At 40.3% G+C, this 16,355-nt stretch carries 15 protein-coding genes; 9 read left to right on the plus strand and 6 right to left on the minus strand.

What is annotated here, in order from left to right; translation table 11 throughout:
* The first annotated feature begins 284 nt into the window (after positions 1–284).
* Positions 285–830: a PH domain-containing protein gene (locus R0J88_RS13410; protein WP_010557725.1), complete on the plus strand. Its 546-nt coding sequence runs from the start codon at positions 285–287 to the stop codon at positions 828–830.
* Entirely contained in the window at positions 817–1,698 is an 882-nt protein-coding gene (locus R0J88_RS13415; protein ID WP_410900158.1) for a hypothetical protein, read from the plus strand. The genes R0J88_RS13410 and R0J88_RS13415 overlap by 14 nt, the downstream gene beginning before the upstream one ends.
* Positions 1,699–1,779: 81 nt before the next feature.
* On the opposite strand, the gene R0J88_RS13420 is transcribed toward R0J88_RS13415, so the two are convergent.
* Together R0J88_RS13420 and R0J88_RS13425 are read right to left on the minus strand one after the other, a co-directional pair.
* Positions 1,780–2,124 (minus strand): rhodanese-like domain-containing protein, encoded by a 345-nt coding sequence (locus tag R0J88_RS13420; RefSeq protein ID WP_006794223.1) that lies wholly within the window; start codon positions 2,122–2,124, stop codon positions 1,780–1,782.
* 5 nt (positions 2,125–2,129) lie between these two features.
* Positions 2,130–2,318, minus strand: coding sequence for a DUF2892 domain-containing protein (locus R0J88_RS13425; RefSeq protein WP_006794224.1), 189 nt, complete (start codon positions 2,316–2,318; stop codon positions 2,130–2,132).
* Between the two features lie 131 nt (positions 2,319–2,449).
* On the opposite strand from R0J88_RS13425, the gene R0J88_RS13430 reads away from it, so the two are divergent.
* The 3 genes from R0J88_RS13430 to R0J88_RS13440 are packed head-to-tail and all read left to right on the plus strand — an operon-like array spanning position 2,450 to position 7,096.
* Complete coding sequence (locus R0J88_RS13430) at positions 2,450–2,752, plus strand: ArsR/SmtB family transcription factor (RefSeq protein ID WP_006794225.1); 303 nt, start codon at positions 2,450–2,452, stop codon at positions 2,750–2,752.
* Positions 2,753–2,757: 5 nt separating this feature from the next.
* On the plus strand, positions 2,758–6,033 hold the full coding sequence (locus R0J88_RS13435; protein WP_410900159.1) for an efflux RND transporter permease subunit: 3,276 nt from the start codon (positions 2,758–2,760) through the stop codon (positions 6,031–6,033).
* On the plus strand, positions 6,023–7,096 hold the full coding sequence (locus tag R0J88_RS13440; protein ID WP_410900160.1) for an efflux RND transporter periplasmic adaptor subunit: 1,074 nt from the start codon (positions 6,023–6,025) through the stop codon (positions 7,094–7,096). The genes R0J88_RS13435 and R0J88_RS13440 overlap by 11 nt, the downstream gene beginning before the upstream one ends.
* On the opposite strand, the gene R0J88_RS13445 is transcribed toward R0J88_RS13440, so the two are convergent.
* Entirely contained in the window at positions 7,089–7,766 is a 678-nt protein-coding gene (locus R0J88_RS13445) for a nitroreductase family protein (protein ID WP_008130030.1), read from the minus strand. The genes R0J88_RS13440 and R0J88_RS13445 overlap by 8 nt on opposite strands.
* 187 nt (positions 7,767–7,953) lie before the next feature.
* Between R0J88_RS13445 and R0J88_RS13450 the strand changes: the two genes are divergently transcribed.
* The 4 genes from R0J88_RS13450 to R0J88_RS13465 all read left to right on the plus strand — a co-directional run bounded on the left by R0J88_RS13450 (position 7,954) and on the right by R0J88_RS13465 (position 13,231).
* Positions 7,954–8,835: an ABC transporter ATP-binding protein gene (locus R0J88_RS13450; RefSeq protein WP_410900161.1), complete on the plus strand. Its 882-nt coding sequence runs from the start codon at positions 7,954–7,956 to the stop codon at positions 8,833–8,835.
* 9 nt (positions 8,836–8,844) lie between these two features.
* Positions 8,845–12,423 (plus strand): ABC transporter permease/M1 family aminopeptidase, encoded by a 3,579-nt coding sequence (locus R0J88_RS13455; protein ID WP_410900162.1) that lies wholly within the window; start codon positions 8,845–8,847, stop codon positions 12,421–12,423.
* Between the two features lie 170 nt (positions 12,424–12,593).
* Positions 12,594–12,905 (plus strand): Bor family protein, encoded by a 312-nt coding sequence (locus R0J88_RS13460; RefSeq protein WP_410900163.1) that lies wholly within the window; start codon positions 12,594–12,596, stop codon positions 12,903–12,905.
* The gene (locus tag R0J88_RS13465; RefSeq protein WP_410900164.1) at positions 12,902–13,231 is read left to right on the plus strand and encodes a Bor/Iss family lipoprotein; all 330 of its coding nucleotides are present in this window, start codon (positions 12,902–12,904) and stop codon (positions 13,229–13,231) included. The genes R0J88_RS13460 and R0J88_RS13465 overlap by 4 nt, the downstream gene beginning before the upstream one ends.
* A 13-nt stretch (positions 13,232–13,244) precedes the next feature.
* Here R0J88_RS13465 and R0J88_RS13470 read toward each other — a convergent pair whose 3' ends face one another.
* The 3 genes from R0J88_RS13470 to R0J88_RS13480 are packed head-to-tail and all read right to left on the minus strand — an operon-like array spanning position 13,245 to position 16,349.
* Complete coding sequence (locus R0J88_RS13470; protein WP_006794233.1) at positions 13,245–14,483, minus strand: ABC transporter permease; 1,239 nt, start codon at positions 14,481–14,483, stop codon at positions 13,245–13,247.
* Positions 14,476–15,183, minus strand: a complete 708-nt coding sequence (locus R0J88_RS13475) for an ABC transporter ATP-binding protein (RefSeq protein WP_006794234.1) — start codon at positions 15,181–15,183, stop codon at positions 14,476–14,478. The genes R0J88_RS13470 and R0J88_RS13475 overlap by 8 nt, the downstream gene beginning before the upstream one ends.
* Entirely contained in the window at positions 15,183–16,349 is a 1,167-nt protein-coding gene (locus R0J88_RS13480; RefSeq protein WP_410900165.1) for an efflux RND transporter periplasmic adaptor subunit, read from the minus strand. The genes R0J88_RS13475 and R0J88_RS13480 overlap by 1 nt, the downstream gene beginning before the upstream one ends.
* Positions 16,350–16,355 lie beyond the last annotated feature (6 nt).

The following is a 16,355-nucleotide window of genomic DNA, read 5'->3' on the forward strand; positions in this document are numbered from 1 at the left end:
AATGCCTCACTAATACATAATTAAAAGCATATTAAAAACGGGTGTTAATCCATGGTATTCGCGTTCTAATGCAAAAATAAACTTTATGCAAAGTGAAGCCAGTTCAGAACTGAGGTTGAAGATATTTTTTGTTTAAAGGGGGGGTATAAAAGGAAGTGTGACAATTTGTTTCAGTGTAATAAGTTAAATTGCATTAAAGTTACTGTTCACGTAACTTAAGTATCTAAAGGCGTAAAAACGACCTAGTACAGGGTATACGCTCTCATTAAATTAAGGATAAATTTATGAATAACCTCGTTTTAAAAAGCGCAACTTTCGACCCCAAAGTGCAGCAATATTGGATGCTAATGGCCGCTTTTTTTAGTGTGTTAGCACTCGTGACCATTCCGCTATTACCTATTGTTTTGGCGATTGTGTGGCTGGTGGGAGGGCGAATATTGGCGGCTATGTCGGCACAATTACTCACGCAAAAACTCGTTGTAAAACGCGGGATATTTTTTAAAGAAGAAAAATCAATACCACTTGAAAAAATAACCGATGTAGGCCTAAGTCAAGGCCCAATAATGCGCATGTTTGGGCTGTATCGTTTAAGTTTTGAAACAGCAGGGCAATCTGGCCACGGTGCATTGGTGTCATTACTTGGTGTTGAAAATGCCAGTGAATTCAGAGAAGCCATACTTGAGCAAAAAGATAACTTAACCGCGAGCACACCAGCAAAATCATCAAATGAAGAAAGCCCGCAAAGCCAACTAGAGTTAATACGTGCACTTACCTATAGCGTAAAAAACATAGAAAACATGCTTGTTACGCTAATTGATGAGAAAAAATAGCTTTTGCTATACAAAAAAGCACTTAATAAGGGCCTTAAAAAATATGCTGAGATATGGACTGTTTTTATGTTTGTTGATTAATGCAGCGGCTATTAAGGCCGGTGGTATGCCTCCTTATTTTAATGAGGATATAGACACAGAATATAGAGCATTGCTAAAGCATGCTGGAGATATATTACCTAAAAGTGATTTACCACTAGCGTATCTGCCGTTATTTTATCCTTTTAGTTTTCTTGATATTCACCCAACTAAGTTTAAAAGTGATAAAGATAAACAAGCGTTTGCAAACTTTAATTTAGGTGTTTTGGGGCGCAATTTCTTAAATATTAATAAGACACAACTCTCCAAATTACCTAATGTTACGATATGTAAAAAACAAGCATGTAAGGAAGAAAGGTTAGGCTTAATTGACGACTTTTTAAGAGTAACGATGAATGAGCTTGTTAAATTAAATCAGTCAAAAGATCTAAATCTTATTCAGCAAACCGACATGTTTGTTTATCGAATAAATAATACATTTTTCACGCCAGCTCAACTTGTTACTTATTATCCTTCTAAGTATGCGGGATTTGTTCCTTCAGCTAATTATAAAGTTTTTAAGTTAGGTGAAAATGAAGAGCTAATGAAGTTATCAGCAGAAACTCAGCAAGTTAGGGAGTTAATGGATGCTTATAATGTTGCTGCTATCACTAAAAATGATGACAAAAGTATGAGCATAATTTTTGGAGGAGTGAGTGATAACCATTGGGGTGTTGTTGTTAATTACAGTTCAAGAATACCAACTCAGGGTGAGTATAACCACATGGGCTTAGAGTATGACATTATTGAAAAAATAACAGAAACGCGCTTTTATTTTCAAACAAATTAAGCCCAACTTGAATCAGTAGACTCGACGATTTTTATCGTCGAGTCTACTAACTAAGGCCCTAATTATTTGTGTTTACCATAATTAAAAAGCTTCACACACTTGCGTTGCGTTACAAGTAATGACGGTGACGTTTTCATATCCTATACGTGTAATTGCTTCAGCACTTAATGTGGCGCGTGCGCCACTAGCGCAGTGCAGATAAATAGGGCGGGAAGCGTCTTTTTCTATTTCCATCAACTTCATTTCAAGTAAGCCACGCGGAATATTAATAGCGCCTACAGCAGGATTGGTAGCATGTTCTGCGGGTTCGCGCACATCAATAAGTAAGCCCTTGTTTTCGATAATCTCTTGTTTTGCTTGTTCAGCGTCGATACGTCGTTGGTTAGGTGTAATAACTTTTAGTAAATCGGGGATAGAAGTAAGCATTATATTTATTCCTTAACGCCAAATTTGCGTAGTAGTGTAATCATAGGGCACCAGCTAGTGAAAGCCGATTGCATCAAGTTTAGGGCAATAAACACTGTAAAATATACCCACCTAGGATCGTGATAGGTTTGTAATAAAATTGAGATCACAATCATTATGCCAGCGATCAGACGAAGTGCATTATTGAGTTTCATTATAGTCGGTCACTTATCCAGTTAAATACCTAATTACTATAATTGTATTTTATATATTAGTAAATCCTAATATTAGACTTTTCTAATGTAACAATTTATACTGCGATCACATTAGATTATTAGAGCTTTATATGAATATTGATTTTACTGCTATGGCGGGGAACGTTGAGCAAGCAGAGCAGCTATTAAAAATTTTAGCTAATAAAAATCGTTTAATGATTTTATGTTCGTTGCAAGATACCGAAATGAGTGTAACACAGCTTAATGAAGCGGTGCCGTTAGCGCAGTCGGCACTTTCTCAGCATTTAGCTGCCCTTAGAAAAACGAATATTGTTGCTACTCGCCGTGAGGGGCAAACTATTTATTACCGTGTGATTGATCAAAATGCTATTCATCTTTTAGGCACATTGTATGGTTTGTTTTGTAAGGGGTAGTGGTAATGAACATGATTGATAACACAGTAAAAAGCAGTTTAACGGGTCGTATTCCGGTTATTATTTTTGTGTTATCAATTTTGTTTGGTCTGTTTGCTTTAAAACAAACGCCTCGCGAGGAAGAGCCGCAAATAGTGGTGCCTATGCTTGATATATATGTATCGGCTCCTAATGTAGAAGCGCCCGAAGTGACACGGTTGGTGACTCAGCCTCTTGAAAAGTTACTTTCCCAGCTTGGCGGTGTTGAACATATTTATTCAACCACACAAACTGGCGCTAGCGTGGTGACACTTAGGTTTGAGGTGGGGCATGATCGCGAACAAGCTATTTTAGATACCTACGCCAAGCTTAATAGTTACCAGCATACAATACCTTCTGTTATTAAAAATTGGCAAATTCGGCCCATTGAGGTCGATGATGTTCCCATTATTATGCTTGGGCTGTACAGCAAAGATCCACAACTCTATAGCGATTACGAATTAACACGATTTGCAAACGAAATTGCGAGTGCTTTACAACGTATTGAAAACACCAGCGAGGTAAAAGTGATTGCTGGGCGTAAACGTACGCTAACTATTAATTTAAATGCCAGCGCGTTGGCTGCTCACCAAACGACTATAAGCGATGTACTTTATGCATTAAGTGTATCTAATCAACTTACGCAACTAGGCAGTGTTGTAAATGGTCAGCAAAAAATAGCTTTGCAAGCGGGTGACGTTTTACGTAATAAGTCTGCAGTGGAGCAGCTTGTAGTGAATGTAGTAAACGGAAAGAGCGTTTACTTGCTTGATATTGCAAGCGTGATTGACGGGCCTGGCGAGAGCGAACATTACCAATGGCTTGCACAATCTTCTAATGCTCAACAGTTACCCATGGTCACATTAAGTGTGGCTAAGCAAACAGGCACGAATGCCGTGGCGGTGGCAAACCATGTTCATCAAATGATGGCCGAGTTATCACGCACGCTTTTACCGCCAGAAGTGAGCTACTCGGTATTAAGAGATTACGGACAAACCGCCAATGAAAAAGTAAATAATCTAACATCAAGCTTAGTATTTGCTGTATTTACGGTAGTGATATTTGTTGGGGTGTTTTTGGGCTGGCGACCCGCCATTGTTGTTGGGTTAGCGGTGCCTATTTGCTATGGCATTACACTGGCACTGGATTTTGCGTTTGGTTATACCATTAACCGAGTAACGTTATTTGCACTTATTTTATCGTTAGGTTTATTGGTAGATGACCCAATTACAGGCATTGATAATATAAGCCGTTTTTTAAATAAAAAAGGCAACAAAAAGCAGCAAATAGTTGGTGCAATGAGCGAAATTCGCGGTGCATTACTTATGTCTACGTTAACGATTATGGTGGCATTTATTCCGCTGGCATTTATTACCGGCATGATGGGGCCATACATGGCACCTATGGCATTTAACGTTCCAATCAGCGTGATGGTATCCACCATTGTGGCGTTTTTTGTAACGCCATGGCTTGCGATGAAGTTACTCAAGCCCAATACGGATACCCACACTGAAATTAAGCCCAAAATCAGTATTTATCAAACGCTATTAAGCCCGCTGCTTGTCTCAAAGCAGCGCGCAAAATGGGTATTATGGGGCGCATTGATTTTGTTTATTATTAGCGCCATGCTGCCAGTGATGCGTTTAGTGCCTTTAAAGTTATTACCGTTTGATAATAAAAACGAGCTACAAGTATTAATAGACATGCCAGAGGGCACAAATTTAGAAAGAACCGCGGCCTTTACCAAGCAAGTGCAAACACTCACTTGGCAATTAAACGAAGTAAGTGAAATAGCATCCTACGTTGGTAAGCCTTCAAGTATGGATTTTAATGCCATGGTACGTGGGTATTATCGCCGTGAAGCGACACATTTAGCAGAGCTAAGAGTGTTATTGATTGATAAGTCTGAGCGTGAGCATCAATCACATGCTGTGGTTATGCGCTTACGTAAACAGCTCGCACCTTTAGCAAAACAAGGCATAGTAATAAAAGTTGTTGAAGTGCCTCCTGGTCCGCCCGTATTAAGTACTTTAGTTGCTGAGGTTTACCGAGATGATTTTGTTGATGAGCAAACTCATTACCAAGCAGCTAAACAATTAGCTGAACGTTTAAAGCAAGAGCCACACGTAGTCGAAGTGGATACTTCTATGGTTGCACCTTCACCTTTACAGCGTTTTGTAACCGATAAGAGCAAAGCGGCAATCAGTGCAATTTCTACTCAAAATATTGCTCAATCGTTAAGTGTTGCAACACAAGGTGAAACCATGGGGGTACTTTACGTAAGTTCTGAAACTGAGCCTGTTGATATTAAATTACAGTTACCATACAGCGAGCGTAATCAAATTTCGCAATTACTTGCACTGCAAGTCAGAGGTGATAGAGACTTAGCTAAAACCAGTAATGAATTTGGCTTACAAAGTGCACCTAGGCCATTAGTGTCGCTTTCAGAATTAGGTGAATTTACGCAACATCAGGTTGCTGACATTCGGGTTCGTAAAGATCAACGCGATGTAATTTATGTTATGGCTGAACTAAACGGTCGAACGCCAGCAGAGGTTATTGCAGACGTAAATGCTGATTTTAACGCCGAGCCTAACTATTTTGAAAAAACACCGTGGATAAACCGCCACTTTTTTAACAATGGCGGTACTGCACCATGGCAATTACCTAAAGGCACTCATGCCAACTTTAGTGGTGAGGGTGAGTGGCGTATTACCATAGATGTGTTTAGGGATATGGGAATTGCATTTGCCTTTGCACTTAGTGCCATATTTATTATTTTACGTGTTCAAACACAATCTGCGAGCTTGTCGCTAATTATTATGTCGGCTATTCCGCTCACGGTGATAGGTATTATGCCAGGTTTTTGGTTATTAAATCAGTTTGGTGAACGTGCTATAGCTGGCGCTCCTGAGCCGGTATTATTTACCGCCACAGCAATGATTGGGATGATTGCCCTTGCTGGTATTGTGGTTCGTAATTCGCTTATTTTAGTCGAATTTATTAATCAAGCCCGAGGCCAAGGTATGGCTATAAAAGACGCGCTGGTTGCTGCTGGAACAGTGCGCATGCGCCCTGTATTACTAACCGCAGGCACGACTTTATTGGGTAACTTAGTAATCACACTTGACCCGGTATTCAGCGGGCTCGCGATTGCGATAATTTTTGGTATTGTGGCGTCTACTGTATTTTCGTTATTTGTAGTGCCACTTGTTTATTATTTAGTGTTTGCAAGTTCAGAGGGTGAAGCGCATGCAGGGTAAATCAAAACTAATCGGCGCTTTAATCGCTTTATTGGTAATTATTATGGCTGTGCTTTACATGGCTGGTAGTTTTTCTGACCAACAAACTGCTGGTTTAAAAGAATCACAACAAAGTAATTATCAGGGTGAGCGCGTTACCATTTCGCTGCAAAGCATCACCGGTATTGAGCAGGTACCGGGTAGTGTAATTGCTAAACAAAATACGCAAATTTCATCAAATGTTATGGCGCAAGTTGAGCAGCTAAAAGTACGAGCGGGCGATAAGGTCACTAAAGGCGATTTACTTATTACCCTCAAGCAAGATGATTTTAAAGCGGCGTTAGCACAAAGCGATGCGAATATTAACGCGGTGAAAGCATCGTTGACGCAAGCTCAAAAGCAACTAGTTAGAGTGAGTGATTTAAATGCTAAGGGGTTGGTGTCTGTTAGTGAATTAGATAATGCTAAAGCTAAATTTGATAATTTCACTGCTAATTTAGCCGCCGCTCAGCAGCAGCAAGCACAAGCAAAAGTGGCGCTAAATTATACTCAAATTATAGCGCCTATTTCGGGGGTTGTGGTTGAGCGTTTAACAGAGCCTGGCGACACTGCAACACCGGGAAAGCCACTTATTACAGTGTATAACCCATTGCAATTACAGCTCGAATTTAATGTGCGTGAACAACAAGCTGTAAAATTAAAACTCGGAGATAGCTTAAATGTGGCCCTTCCATCTTTGGCAATAACAACACCTGCCGTAGTAAGTGAGATTGTCCCTGTTGCCGACAGTAGCGCGCGTAGCTTGCTTATTCGCCTAGATACGAATGCACAGTTAGGGTTAATTCCTGGGCTTTACGCACAGTTGCAGTTGCCTACAAAAAGCGCTCAAGGTATTTTAATTGAGCCAAGCTGGGTACATGAATTTGGGCAATTAAACATGGTGTATGTACTAGAAAACGAAACGCCAGTTAAACGTTTCGTAAGGTTAGGTACAATGGTTAATAACAAGCACCATGTAATTGCTGGCCTTAAAGAGGGTGATGTACTCGCTATTGATTATTCCCCCTTGCACGGTATTAAATAAAACTGGCTATTTCATCAATCGATTTTTTATCTAGGGCGTGCATTGGTACTGTTGCATGCTCATCCGGATAGCCTGCAATTAATAGCATATAAGGGCGCTCGTTATCTTTATCGCGGCCACAAATGTCTGTTAAAAAGCTCATAGGTTTTGGGGTGTGAGTAAGTGTTGCAAGGCCTGCTCGGTGCAGAGCTTGTATTAAAAACCCGGTTGCTAGCCCAACAGACTCATGCACATAGTAATTTGTATTTTTATCGTCAGTACTCACGCCGCCCTTTTTTTGACTAAACACAGCAATAAGCCAAGGTGCATGCTCTAAGTAGGGTTTGTTCGCGTCAGTCCCTAATGGTTTTAATGCATCCAGCCACTCCTCGCCTGCTCGCCCTTCGTAAAAAGAGCGCTCTAGCTTTTCAGCCGCGTCGCGTATTTGTTTTTTTACATCGCTACTGTTAATAGCCACAAAATGCCAAGGCTGGTGGTTTGCACCACTAGGTGCTGTACCCGCTGCTTTTATACAGGTTTCGATAATCTCTTTTGGCACTGGGCGGTCACTAAAACTGCGAATGCTATGGCGGCGCTGGCTTGTTTGTAAAAATTCATTTGCACGGGCTAACATTTCATCGTGTGAGTATTCTATAAAATCGGTCAATGGCTGGTTTTTATGTTCTTGCATGGCTTTTCGCTTCTTATCAATGGTGTGTGGTTTTTATACCCAGAGGCTCACTTCTTAGCAAGTGTTATTAGAGTGTGTTGCTGTTTATTTATTGTTACAAAGTTGGCCACAGCGTAACTTATGTTCCCGTTTTTAATGTGGTATAAAACAGTATAAAAATAATACTTACAATTCAAGGAAGTAAAAAATGCTATCAATAACAGGGTTATCAAAAACCTACGACAACGGCGTGCACGCTCTGCAAGGTGTTGATTTATCAATAGGTAAAGGCATGTTTGGGCTACTTGGGCCAAATGGTGCCGGGAAGTCATCGCTAATGCGCACTATTGCAACGTTGCAATCTGCCGACGCGGGGGCAATTACCTTTGATGGTATTGATGTATTTAAAGACCCACAAGCACTGCGCCAACGTTTAGGTTACCTTCCGCAAGATTTTGGTGTTTATCCGCGTGTTAGTGCTTACGACTTGCTAGACCATATGGCTGTTTTAAAAGGCATTCATAACAAAGCTGAGCGAAAAGAGTCTGTTGAAGGCCTACTGGCACACACTAATTTATATCAGCATCGCTCAAAAGCGGTAAGTGGCTTTTCGGGCGGAATGCGCCAGCGTTTTGGTATTGCACAAGCCTTATTAGGTGACCCTGATTTACTCATCGTTGATGAACCAACTGCAGGGCTAGACCCTGAAGAGCGAAATCGCTTTCATAACTTGTTAGTAAGCTTAGGCGAGCAAAAAGTCGTTATATTATCAACCCACATAGTAGAAGATGTGGCTGAACTATGCCCTAATATGGCGGTACTGGCTGGTGGTAAAATTTTATTAGAGGGTAACCCGATTGCGCTTACCGATAAACTGCAAGGGCAAATTTGGCGCAAAGCCATGAGCCAAGAAGAAGCGCAAGAGCTTGAGCCACAGCTACCTGTTATTTCTAAACGCTTATTTGCTGGGCAAACCATATTGCATGTATTAGCGGAACAAGCCCCTGAAGGTTTTCAATCAAGCCATGCAAACCTAGAAGACGTGTACTTTTCTACTTTGCTCAATCATCGTAATAGCCAAGTAGCATAAGGAGGCGTTATGTTTTTTAATATGCTCGCGTTTGAGCTGCGCTATTTTGTGCGCCAGCCTTCGTTTTATATCATTTCATTAATGTTCTTTTTTATGGCGTTTTTTATCAGCTCTTCTAGCAAATTTCCGCTAGGCGGCGCTAATGTACATATGAATTCGCCTTTTTCAATTATGATGTTGACCATTACATTTTGTGTATTTGCGATGTTTTTGGTAGTTAACTTTGTTGCCAGCTCCGCTATTAGAAATAGTGAAACTAAAATGGATGAACTGGTTTTTAGTAAGCCTGTTAATCCTGTCCCTTATCAAACTGGGCGCTTTTTTGGTGCTTACTTAGTGGTGCTGGTTGTATTTTTAACCGTGCCGTTAGGCGTGCTTTTAGGGTCGCAGTTTGGCTTATCTGTTGGATGGCTCGATAGTGAGCTAGTGGGTCCAAATAAGTTTGTGTATTACGCTGCACCTTATTTTTATATTGCAGTACCCAGTTTGCTGGTGCTTTCGGCTATTTTTAACAGCGTAGCTGTCTATTTTAAAACCATGATGTCGGTGTATGTCGCAGCCGTTGTTATTTTTATTGCTTATCAAATCGCCAGTGCTTATTTTGATGATTTAGCATTTAGAAATATAGTTGTTTACGCCGACCCATTTGGCTTGGGGTCTTTAATTGATTTGACGCGTTACTGGACTGTGAGTGATAAAAACACAGAAGTGCTAACCCTCACAGGTGACCTTTTAGTTAACCGTATATTGTGGGTTGTACTGGGCTTAGCTATGTTTTTTAGCCTTGGAAAATTAAGTAACCGCATAGTAGCTAAAAAACAGAAAAAGCAATTTAAAGTCTCTGCATTTGTGCAAAATAAACAAGCTGCACTGATTAATAATGCTAAAAATTACAAGTCTGCAGGAGCGAGTACGCAATCGCAGTTAATAATGCGCAGTATATTTGAACTTAAACAAGTAATATTTAGCGCGCCATTTATGATTTTAGCGGGTGTAAGTATTGTAACGCTTATGATTCCGCTGTTTGCTCCCATTGGCGCTTACGGTACAACTAACTGGCCAATTACCGCGAATATGGTCAATATTATTAGCGGTATTTCGGGTTTGTTTTTGTTTGTTATTATCGCTTTTTATAGCGCTGAGCTTGTTTGGCGAGAACGTCAAAGTGGTATGGGCGATATTGTTGACAGCTTTCCAGTACACAACAGTGTTTTTTGGGTATCAAAAATACTGGCGTTAATAACAGCTATTTCAGGCTTGTTTCTTGTTGGAATGATACTAACAATCACAGTGCAGTTATTTAAAGGGCAATTTAATTTAGAGTTAGGGCAGTATTTATTCAGGATTGTTTATTTATCGCTTTTACCGTTAATTATGCTTACGGTGCTTGCCTTCTTTTTACAAATTATTAGCCCAAATAAATACGTAGGAATGGGGTTATTTATTTTGTACTACATAGTGCAAATGGTAATGGATTCGTATGGATTTGAACACCATATGTATCATTTTTCGAAAAGCAGTAGCGTACCGTACTCTGATATAAACGGCTATGGACACTTTTTGCAAGCAGCGCATTGGTACACATTGTATTGGGGCGCGTTAAGTCTTGTTTTGGCTATTGTAGGATTTGCGTTATGGCATAGAGGACCTTCACAAACGCTGCGTACACGCCTGTCTATGCTTCGTTATAATATGTCGTTAAAGGGGCAAGTAATTGTTTGTGTTAGTGCACTGGTGTTTGTTGGTGCAGGTTATAACATTTATTACAATACGCGTGTTTTAAACGAATTTACCACAAGCGATGCGTTTCAAGACAAGCAAGTAAGCTATGAAAAACAGTTTGCACAATACAAAGATTTAGCCGTGCCTATGGTGACCGATGTTGACTTAACTGTTGATATTTATCCTAAAAAGCGTGCTTTGAGTGCAGTTGCAAAAATTAAGTTTACTAATACATCTAATGAGCCAATTTCGCGAGTGCTAATAAGTTCACCGCAACACGCCAAAAGCTGGGATGTAACGATGGCTGGCGGTAAAATTGTTGAAAAATTACCAGCGCTTTATTCTGCATGGTTTGAATTTGATCAGCCCCTTATGCCAGACGAGGTAAGAGAAGGGCAGCTGTCTGTCACTCGCGAGCATACAGGCTTTAACGATAGTGGCTCCGATACACAGTTAGTGGCTAATGGTACGTTTATTAATAATTGGGAGCTTTTTCCTAACTTTGGGTACAACCGTGGTTTACAGGTGGCTGATAAATTTAAGCGCCGTAAACATGACTTACCAGAGCTAGAACGAGCAAATAAACTTGAAGATAGCCAGTACTATACACAAAGTGATTTTGGTCAAGCGACTGGGTTTATTAACTTTAGGGCCAGGGTAACGACCGATGAATCGCAATTTGCGATTACACCTGGTTATTTACAAAGTGAAAGCGTAAAAGATGGGCGCCGAACCTTTGTTTATGAAATGGATGCACCTATTATAAATTTTTATGCGGTGCAGTCGGCTGAATTGGAAAGTAAAAAGGTTGAGCATAATGGTGTAAATATTGAGGTTTATTTCCATAAAAGTCATGCGTGGAATGTTGACCGCATGATTGAATCGGTTCAAGACTCGATAGATTATTTTACACAAGCATTTGGCCCATATCAGCATAAGCAATTACGTATTATTGAATTTCCTCGCTATCGCTCATTTGCGCAAAGTTTTGCTAATACTGTCCCTTATTCAGAAAGCATTGGTTTTGTTACAGACTCAAGGGATGAAAGTAAAATTGACCTGCCTTATTACGTAACCGCACACGAAGTAGCGCATCAATGGTGGGGTCATCAAGTATCAGGCGCCAATGTAGAGGGGAGTGAAGTTATGTCTGAAACGCTTTCACAATACAGTGCGCTTATGGTGCTTGAAAAACGCTTTGGCCCAGAAAAGCTACGTAAGTTTTTAAAATACGAGCTAGATAGGTACTTAATGGGCCGCACTGGAGAAGCGTTTGAAGAGATGCCACTATATAAAACCCAGGCTCAGCAATACCTTCATTACAATAAAGGATCTGTTGTTATGATGGCGATTTATGATCGCCTAGGTGAAAAACGCCTAAACGCTGCCCTTAAGGCATTTTTAAATGAGTTTAGATATCAGTCAACGCCATACCCAACAACACTTGATTTACTAAGTTATTTAAAACAAGATGCAACCCAAGCTGAGCAAAACTTTATTGACGATCAGTTTAAATATATCACTTTGTATGAGCTGGAAATGAAAGAGGTTTCGATTTCAGACGAAGCCGACAGTGATGGCTTTTACAGTGTTACGTTAAACGTTGAAGCTGTTAAGCAACGTGCTGATGGTCAAGGTGAAGAAACAGAGCAGCCACTCGATGAGTTAATTGATATTGTGTTGTTTAGTGACGATCCTGAAAATCTACTCGCTGAAGATTTTGTGATTTACTCACAAAAACACCAAATAGTAACGGGCACTAATATCATTGAGTTAAAGGTAAAAGAAAAACCTTTATTTGCAGGGGTAGATCCGTACGTAAAACTGGTTGATAAAGACAATGTAAATAATTTGGCTAAGTTTTAATAGCTGAAACTAAACTTACTCAAAGGCCGCAATTTTGCGGCCTTTTTTGTGTAAAAAACTGTTTGAAATCTGTAAGGTTGGCTACATTTTTCGCACAGCTTTTTACTCATTATTTTACTGGTTTACTGTAAAGTTTATTTACTGAAAGTAAGTACCAAGTAAGGACAAACATGAAATCATTAATAATGGGGTTTGTAGTATTAGGCTTAAGCGCCTGTTCTGCGGTTACCATACAGCCACACGCTATGGCAAAAATTACAAGTAAAGCGACCTACGAAGATAGCCGTCCATTTTATTTATGGGGATTAGTAGGAGAGGAACGTGTGGATGTAAAACAGGTTTGTACAGATACACAAGCGGCTCAAATGCAGTCGCAGCAAACATTTAGCGATGGTGCGTTGAGTTTAATTACGCTAGGCATTTATTCACCACATACCATAAAGGTATGGTGTGAAGAGCAAAATACGCAGGAGGCGTTATGAATCTTAAATTAATTTTAGGCAGTATTACTTTTGCTATGTTAACTGGTTGCACAAATATTTACTTTGATAATGGTGTACCTGAAAAAGTGAATAACCAGTCGCACAATAGTTTTCAGTGGCATCATAATTTTGCTTTAGCTTTGTATGAGGGATCTGATGCGGTTGACTTAAGTGAGCATTGTCCACAAGGACAATGGCAAACGGTGCACACGTATAAGTCATTTAGTAATGGAGTAGCGGAGGTTGTAGTTAATCAGATAGGCCCGGCTTGGTACCCTAAAACAGTTGAAGTGAGCTGCACTAAGGTACCTTTTAAAGCTGAGTAGAGATTGATGCTGATTATTCGTATCGTAATGCTTCAATAGGGTTTAGCCTTGCCGCTTTAATAGCAGGGGCTAAGCCAAATATAATACCGATAAGTGACGTAAATCCGAACGATAGCATCACAGCCCAACCAGGTATGTAAGCATCCGGCATACTGGGAACCATAAACGAAATCAATGCGGCAGCACCATAACCTATAGCTAAGCCAATTAGTCCGCCAAATAACGATAGCACTACGGCTTCCACCAAAAACTGTAGCATAATAAAGCCGGGTGTTGCGCCCAATGCTTTAAGAGTGCCTATTACTCGGGTACGTTCAGTCACCGATACCAGCATAATATTCATTACGCCAATCCCCCCTACAACAAGGCTTATACCAACAATACCAGCAGTGATTGCTGTGGCGCTACCTGTAAACTTATCAACATTAGCACGGGCTTTTTCAGCGGTTTCAAATTCAAAGTCGTTTTCTTCACCGTCTTTTAATTTATGTAATTGTCGTAAAATACGCGTTATTTTAGCTAAAGTAAGCTCTTCATCGACCCCTTCTTTAAGTCTAAACATTATTTGCACGTTACTCGTGCTGCTAGCACCCTCTAACGCGCTCATGGTACTGATCGGAATATTTATATAATCATCTTGATCAAAGCCAAATAAGCTACCTTGTTTTTCGGCTACTCCAATGATCCTAAACCATTCGCCACCAAGTTTGATATATTCGCCTACGGGGTTATCGGGTAAATTTAACTTTTCAATAATAGAAGGACCAATGAACGCAACCCGACGGCGTTTTTCGTCATCTTCCGCGCGAATAAAGCGGCCTAATTCTGGAAACGTGCGGTATGCTTTTTGGTAATCTTGTTCGGTTCCCATCACGCGTGATGAATGGCTTTTATTTCCGTATTCAGCTCCGCCAGAAAAACGCCACGTAAACATAAGTGCGGTCAGTGTTTCGGCTTCTTTTATACGTGCTTTTAGTGTTAGAAAATCTGAGTAAGTCAGTTTTGCGTTTTTACCAACCATTTCTTGCTCGATGCTTGTAAATGGTTTGATTGAGGTTACATCGGGTGCCATGTCAGCAAGTTGATCGTTAATTTGTTTAGTAAAGCCCTGCATAACTGCAACCACAGTTATAACGGCTGCAACACCAATAATAATACCTAAACAGGTTAATGCGCTGCGCATTGCGTTGGCCTTAATAGCCATTAATGCTGCTTTTGTTCCTTCCATAATGGCAATGGCAGATTTAAACATGTTGTTTTTCTCCTTCGCCTTTTTTTACGTCACTTACGACCTTACCATCTACTAAGCGAATAACCCGTTGGCAATGGTCTGCAATTTCTTGCTCGTGGGTTACTAAAATAATAGTGTGCCCCTCATTATGCAGTTCATCAAACAAGGTCATTATTTCTGCTGTGGTCTTGCTATCAAGATTACCTGTGGGTTCATCCCCCAGTAAAATATGTGGTTTAGTTACTAATGCGCGAGCAATGGCTACACGTTGACGTTGTCCACCCGAAAGCTGACTTGATAGGTGATCAACTTTGTCGCCAAGACCAACGCGTTGCAATGCTTCAAGTGCTTTTTGTTTGCGTTGTTTTGCGGGTATAAAACGATAAACCAAGGGCTGCATTACATTTTCAAGTGCAGATGCGCGAGGCAGTAAGTTAAAGCTTTGGAAAATAAATCCGACGCTCTCATTGCGTTGATGGGCAAGCTCGGTTTCAGTCATACTTTTTACAAGCTTATCTTTTAAAAAATAATCGCCACTAGTGGGTGTATCTAAGCAGCCAAGTAAGTTCATTAAAGTTGATTTACCTGAGCCTGAAGGGCCAATAATGGCTACGTATTCATTTTCATTCATGACGATATTTACATCATCTAACGCTTTAAATACTTGCTCGCCCATTACATATTGTTTGTTAATGTGTTCTAACTTAATTACCGCAGACATTATAGTGTTTCCTCGCCTGCGTCATTTTTAAGTGAAACAACATCGCCTTCTTGCAGCTTGCTAATTGGTCGAGCGGGGCCAATAACCACATTATCGCCTTTGCTTAGCCCCTCTGTTATAGCTTGCTCAATGTCAGACGAAATACCAACACTTACTATTACTTTACTCACGGTATTATCGCTATTTAAGCGCCATACAAAGGTTTTACCCTCTTCTTTTTGTATTGCTTCAATAGGGAGCTTTAAACCATTTTCGGCAATACTGGTGGCAATTTCTGCTCGGCAACTCATACCTGCATAAAGCTGGCGATCTGTTGGGTCCAATAGTACTTTAACTCTAAAAGAAAGCCCTTGCGAACCTGGTTGGTTTTTAGCTGATGTACCAATATTAATTACTTTGCCGCTAAATGGTTTGTTAGGGTAGGCTGCGGCATAAATATCAGCTTGTTGATTTAGTTTTATGCTGGCTATATCTGTTTCATCAACTCTAAGCTCTGCTAAAATAGCGCTAGGGTCGGCAACAAGCATAAGGTCTGAACCAATAATATTAGTTGTGCCTGCAATAACTGTTTCACCCTCTTTAATATTAACCGATGCCAGTAAGCCACTCATTGGCGCTCTAAATACACTTTTACTTAGGCGATCTTGTGCAATTTGAAGCGACGCTTGCGCTTGGTTATATGACTCTTTGCGTGATTCGATATCTATTTTTGCTAGATCGCGAGCACTTTCGATATTTTCAAAGCTTTCTTGATTTCCTAATCCAACATCGTATAGCTCTTTTTGCCTTTTTAATTGGCGCTCTAAATTAGCAAGGCGAGTTTGGCTATGTTTTATTTCAATTTCGGTAGCGCGTAGAACGGCTTGGTTTCGGTTTACTTCTGATTCGAAGGCAGTTGTATCAAGGCGCATTAAAATATCCCCTTGCTTAACGCTTTGCCCTTCTTCTACAAATACCTTATCGACACGACCAGTTACCTCAGAGCGCAATTGCACTTGGGTATTAAAAACTAGATTGCCCGACGCCATGATTGAATCAGCAATATTCCCTTGCTCAACCTGCGCAATATTCACTTGGGCTTGCTTTTTATCACCGGTCACCTGCTTAGAGACGATTAGGCCTACAAAAGCGACTATAGCTATCGTTATTATTATTGCTTTTTTCATATATAC

Source organism: Pseudoalteromonas sp. SIMBA_162 (assembly GCF_046535955.1).
Lineage (GTDB): Bacteria > Pseudomonadota > Gammaproteobacteria > Enterobacterales > Alteromonadaceae > Pseudoalteromonas > Pseudoalteromonas marina.

What these genes read in the sequence shown, in the direction of transcription:
- R0J88_RS13420 (WP_006794223.1), bottom strand. Translation starts at nt 2,124, where the DNA reads ATGCTTACTTCTATCCCCGATTTACTAAAAGTTATTACACCTAACCAA.
- R0J88_RS13475 (WP_006794234.1), bottom strand. Translation starts at nt 15,183, where the DNA reads ATGTCTGCGGTAATTAAGTTAGAACACATTAACAAACAATATGTAATG.
- R0J88_RS13460 (WP_410900163.1), top strand. Translation starts at nt 12,594, where the DNA reads ATGAAATCATTAATAATGGGGTTTGTAGTATTAGGCTTAAGCGCCTGT.
- R0J88_RS13410 (WP_010557725.1), top strand. Translation starts at nt 285, where the DNA reads ATGAATAACCTCGTTTTAAAAAGCGCAACTTTCGACCCCAAAGTGCAG.
- R0J88_RS13450 (WP_410900161.1), top strand. Translation starts at nt 7,954, where the DNA reads ATGCTATCAATAACAGGGTTATCAAAAACCTACGACAACGGCGTGCAC.
- R0J88_RS13470 (WP_006794233.1), bottom strand. Translation starts at nt 14,483, where the DNA reads ATGTTTAAATCTGCCATTGCCATTATGGAAGGAACAAAAGCAGCATTA.
- R0J88_RS13425 (WP_006794224.1), bottom strand. Translation starts at nt 2,318, where the DNA reads ATGAAACTCAATAATGCACTTCGTCTGATCGCTGGCATAATGATTGTG.
- R0J88_RS13445 (WP_008130030.1), bottom strand. Translation starts at nt 7,766, where the DNA reads ATGCAAGAACATAAAAACCAGCCATTGACCGATTTTATAGAATACTCA.
- R0J88_RS13430 (WP_006794225.1), top strand. Translation starts at nt 2,450, where the DNA reads ATGAATATTGATTTTACTGCTATGGCGGGGAACGTTGAGCAAGCAGAG.
- R0J88_RS13465 (WP_410900164.1), top strand. Translation starts at nt 12,902, where the DNA reads ATGAATCTTAAATTAATTTTAGGCAGTATTACTTTTGCTATGTTAACT.
- R0J88_RS13480 (WP_410900165.1), bottom strand. Translation starts at nt 16,349, where the DNA reads ATGAAAAAAGCAATAATAATAACGATAGCTATAGTCGCTTTTGTAGGC.
- R0J88_RS13455 (WP_410900162.1), top strand. Translation starts at nt 8,845, where the DNA reads ATGTTTTTTAATATGCTCGCGTTTGAGCTGCGCTATTTTGTGCGCCAG.
- R0J88_RS13415 (WP_410900158.1), top strand. Translation starts at nt 817, where the DNA reads ATGAGAAAAAATAGCTTTTGCTATACAAAAAAGCACTTAATAAGGGCC.
- R0J88_RS13435 (WP_410900159.1), top strand. Translation starts at nt 2,758, where the DNA reads ATGAACATGATTGATAACACAGTAAAAAGCAGTTTAACGGGTCGTATT.
- R0J88_RS13440 (WP_410900160.1), top strand. Translation starts at nt 6,023, where the DNA reads ATGCAGGGTAAATCAAAACTAATCGGCGCTTTAATCGCTTTATTGGTA.